This is a genomic window from Sphingopyxis sp., assembly GCF_036402335.1.
Taxonomy (GTDB): domain Bacteria; phylum Pseudomonadota; class Alphaproteobacteria; order Sphingomonadales; family Sphingomonadaceae; genus Sphingopyxis.
In genome coordinates this window covers 1-3,212 of the sequence record NZ_DASWTD010000503.1, presented here as the reverse complement: position 1 = coordinate 3,212, position 3,212 = coordinate 1, and the positions used below count along the sequence as shown (strand labels likewise).

Genomic DNA, 3,212 nt, shown 5'->3' with positions numbered 1-3,212 from the left:
AGCCGGGGCCCATGCGGTAACACGCTAAGTTCGCGTCAGAATTCTGGACCCCGGCTTTCGCCGGGGTGCACATCCCTATCGGAAGCCTCCGGTAGTAACCGCTCCTTCGCAAAACCATCCTTGCCTCTCGCCACCGCCCTCGCTTTACGTTCACGTAAAGTGATTGCACGCCACCGCCGAACGCGATACGCCTCCCTCCATGTTTTTCGGCTTTCTCGACGAGCTTCGCGCCGCGGGCATTCCCGCCAGCCTCAAAGAGCATCTGATGCTCTTGGAAGCGCTCGACCGCGAGGTGATCGACCGCAGCCCCGAGCAATTCTATTACCTCAGCCGCGCGATCTATGTGAAAGACGAGGGCTTGCTCGACCGCTTCGACCAGGTGTTCAACAAGGTCTTCAAGGGCATCATCTCGGACTATGGCCAGAACCCTGTCGATGTCCCCGCCGATTGGCTGAAGGCGGTCGCCGAGAAGTTCCTGACGCCCGAGGAAATGGCTGCGATCGAGTCGCTCGGCGACTGGGACAAGATCATGGAGACGCTGAAAGAGCGGCTCGAGGAACAGCAAAAGCGCCACGAGGGCGGCAGCAAGTGGATCGGCACCGGCGGCACCTCGCCGTTCGGCAATTCGGGCTATAATCCCGAGGGCGTTCGCATCGGCGGCGAAAGCAAGCACAAGCGCGCGCTGAAGGTCTGGGAAAAACGCGAGTTCCAGAATCTCGACAACACCAAGGAACTCGGCACCCGCAACATCAAGATCGCGCTCCGCCGCCTGCGCAAGTTCGCGCGCGAGGGCGCGGCCGACGAGCTCGACATCCCGGGCACGATCGACGGCACCGCGCGGCAGGGCTGGCTCGACATCAAGATGCGCCCCGAACGGCGCAACGCGGTCAAGCTGCTGCTGTTCCTCGACGTCGGCGGGTCGATGGACCCCTTCATCAAGCTGTGCGAAGAACTCTTCAGCGCCGCGACGAGCGAATTCAAGAATCTCGAATTCTTCTATTTCCACAATTGCCCGTACGAAGGCGTGTGGAAGGACAATAAACGCCGCTGGTCCGAACGCCACCAGATGTGGGACATCCTCCACAAATATGGCCATGATTATAAGGTGATCTTCGTCGGCGACGCGTCGATGAGCGCCTATGAAATCACCCATCCTGGCGGCAGCGTCGAACATTTCAACGAGGAATCGGGCGCGGTTTGGCTCCAGCGCATCACCCATGTCTATCCCGCCGCGGTGTGGCTGAACCCGGTGCCCGAGGCTCATTGGGGCTACACCCAGTCGGTGAAGCTGATCAAGCAGCTGATGAACGACCGTATGTATCCGCTGAGCCTCGCCGGGCTGGACGACGCGATGCGCGAACTGACGCGAAAGCATTGACCCAAAGTTTCATTTAATCGTCATTGCGAGGGCCGAAGGCCCGTGGCAATCCAGAGCGCATGCAAACCGCCCTGGATTGCTTCGCTTCGCTCGCAATGACGAGAAATTAGGCCCTCATGATCGACCTCCCCCTCGTCACCATCCTGCTGCTGACCGGTTTCATCAACCTGATCGGCGCGCTCGCCTATGCCGCGCGCATCGCCGGCGTCCGTACGCGGCGCATCGCGATGTCGTTCGCGCTGTTCAACATCCTCGTGCTCTTCTCGCGCACGTCGAACAGCTTCCTCGGCCCCTTCCTCGCCAAGCGCATCGAGACGCGCATCCATGACGGCAGCGGCGCATCGCTGTTCATCGACATGCAGTTCGTGCTTGCTGCGGCGAGCGTCGCGACGCTGACCGGCATCCTGCTCGTCCCCACCGGCCAGCGCATGTTCGCGGCCGCGATCGGCTGGTACCAGAACAATCGCTCGACGACGAAGCTGGCGGTGAAAGCAGTGAGTCCGAGCGGCCTGCGCACGCTCCGCCAATCGCTCACCTTTCCGAGCTTCGCCCATCTCAGGGGCTGGAAAATGCCGAAGGGGATCGGTTGGGGCGTATTGATCGCCAATTGCCTCGCGCAGTCGCTGCTCGCCGTCGGTGTCGTCGCCTCGCTCTACGCCGGCTATCTCGCTCCCGAATTCCGCGTGACCGCGTCGCAGCTTTCGGCGCTGATCAACGGCTTCGCGACGATATTGCTCTTCGCCTTCATCGACCCGCAACTCTCGGTGATGACCGACGATGCGGTCGAGGGCAAAGTCGACGAGGCCGATTTCCGCCGTGCGATCACCTTCATCTCCTTGAGCCGCCTTGCCGGCACGATCCTCGCGCAGGCACTGCTGCTTCCCGCCGCAGCGCTGATCGCCTGGGTCGCTATCTATGTCTGACGGTGAGCGCGGCCACAGCCGCTTCCATTCCGTGCGCGCGCGGCTCGAGGCGATGGCGGTCGAACCGGGACCGCGCGGCTGGTTCCTCGAATTCCTGACCTTCGGCTTCAAGCAGGGCTGGGCATGCCTGTTCGGCGCCCTGATGCTCGCGCTGCTGCTGGGCACGCATCTCTTCTGGCCCGACGATGCGCCGCTCCACCGCTATGACGCGATCACGATCGGCGCGGTGCTGATCCAGTTCGGCATGCTCGCTTTCCGGCTGGAAACGCCAAAGGAAGCGGTCGTCATCCTGATCTTCCACATCGTCGGCACGGTGATGGAGTTGTTCAAGACCGCCGCCGGTTCGTGGCAATATCCCGAGGCAAGCCTGCTCCATATCGGCGCGGTGCCGCTCTTCTCGGGCTTCATGTACGCCGCGGTCGGCAGCTATATCGCGCGCGTCTGGCGCATCTTCGACTTTCGCTACACGGGGTATCCGCCCGCCTGGGCAAGCTATGCCCTTGCCGCCGCAATCTATGTCAATTTCTTCGCGCACCACTGGGTGTACGATATCCGCTGGTTCCTCTTCGCCGTAACCGCGCTGCTTTTCTGGCGCTGTCAGGTATGGTTCCGCCCCTTGCACGTCCATCGCCGGATGCCCCTGCTCGTCGGCTGGGGCCTCGTCGCGCTGTTCATCTGGTTTGCCGAAAATATCGGCACCTTCGCGCGCGCCTGGACCTACCCCAGCCAGGACGACGGCTGGCATATGGTCGGCGTGGAAAAGCTCGGCAGCTGGTATCTGCTGATGATCATCTCGTTCGTGCTGGTCAGCCTGGTCCAGCGGCCGAAGGCGCCGGAAACCACCTCCTAATCCGTTCGCCCTGAGCTTGTCGAAGGGCCGTTCTTTCATTCGACGCCGCAAGAAGAAGGAC

Annotated in this window: 3 protein-coding genes; all 3 read left to right on the top strand. The window is 62.1% G+C overall.

The window, feature by feature from the left end:
* Positions 1-199 precede the first annotated feature (199 nt).
* The 3 genes from VGD20_RS16380 (at position 200) to VGD20_RS16370 (ending at position 3,151) form a co-directional block, all read left to right on the top strand.
* On the top strand, positions 200-1,378 hold the full coding sequence (locus tag VGD20_RS16380; RefSeq protein ID WP_331135464.1) for a VWA domain-containing protein: 1,179 nt from the start codon (positions 200-202) through the stop codon (positions 1,376-1,378).
* Between the two features lie 116 nt (positions 1,379-1,494).
* Complete coding sequence (locus VGD20_RS16375) at positions 1,495-2,301, top strand: lipid II flippase Amj family protein (protein ID WP_331135463.1); 807 nt, start codon at positions 1,495-1,497, stop codon at positions 2,299-2,301.
* Positions 2,294-3,151, top strand: a complete 858-nt coding sequence (locus VGD20_RS16370) for a DUF817 domain-containing protein (protein ID WP_331135462.1) — start codon at positions 2,294-2,296, stop codon at positions 3,149-3,151. The genes VGD20_RS16375 and VGD20_RS16370 overlap by 8 nt, the downstream gene beginning before the upstream one ends.
* The last annotated feature ends 61 nt before the right edge of the window (positions 3,152-3,212 follow it).

Bases quoted from the DNA above. Each gene is read 5' to 3' on its own strand.
- VGD20_RS16380 (WP_331135464.1), top strand. From the start codon at position 200: ATGTTTTTCGGCTTTCTCGACGAGCTTCGCGCCGCGGGCATTCCCGCC.
- VGD20_RS16375 (WP_331135463.1), top strand. From the start codon at position 1,495: ATGATCGACCTCCCCCTCGTCACCATCCTGCTGCTGACCGGTTTCATC.
- VGD20_RS16370 (WP_331135462.1), top strand. From the start codon at position 2,294: ATGTCTGACGGTGAGCGCGGCCACAGCCGCTTCCATTCCGTGCGCGCG.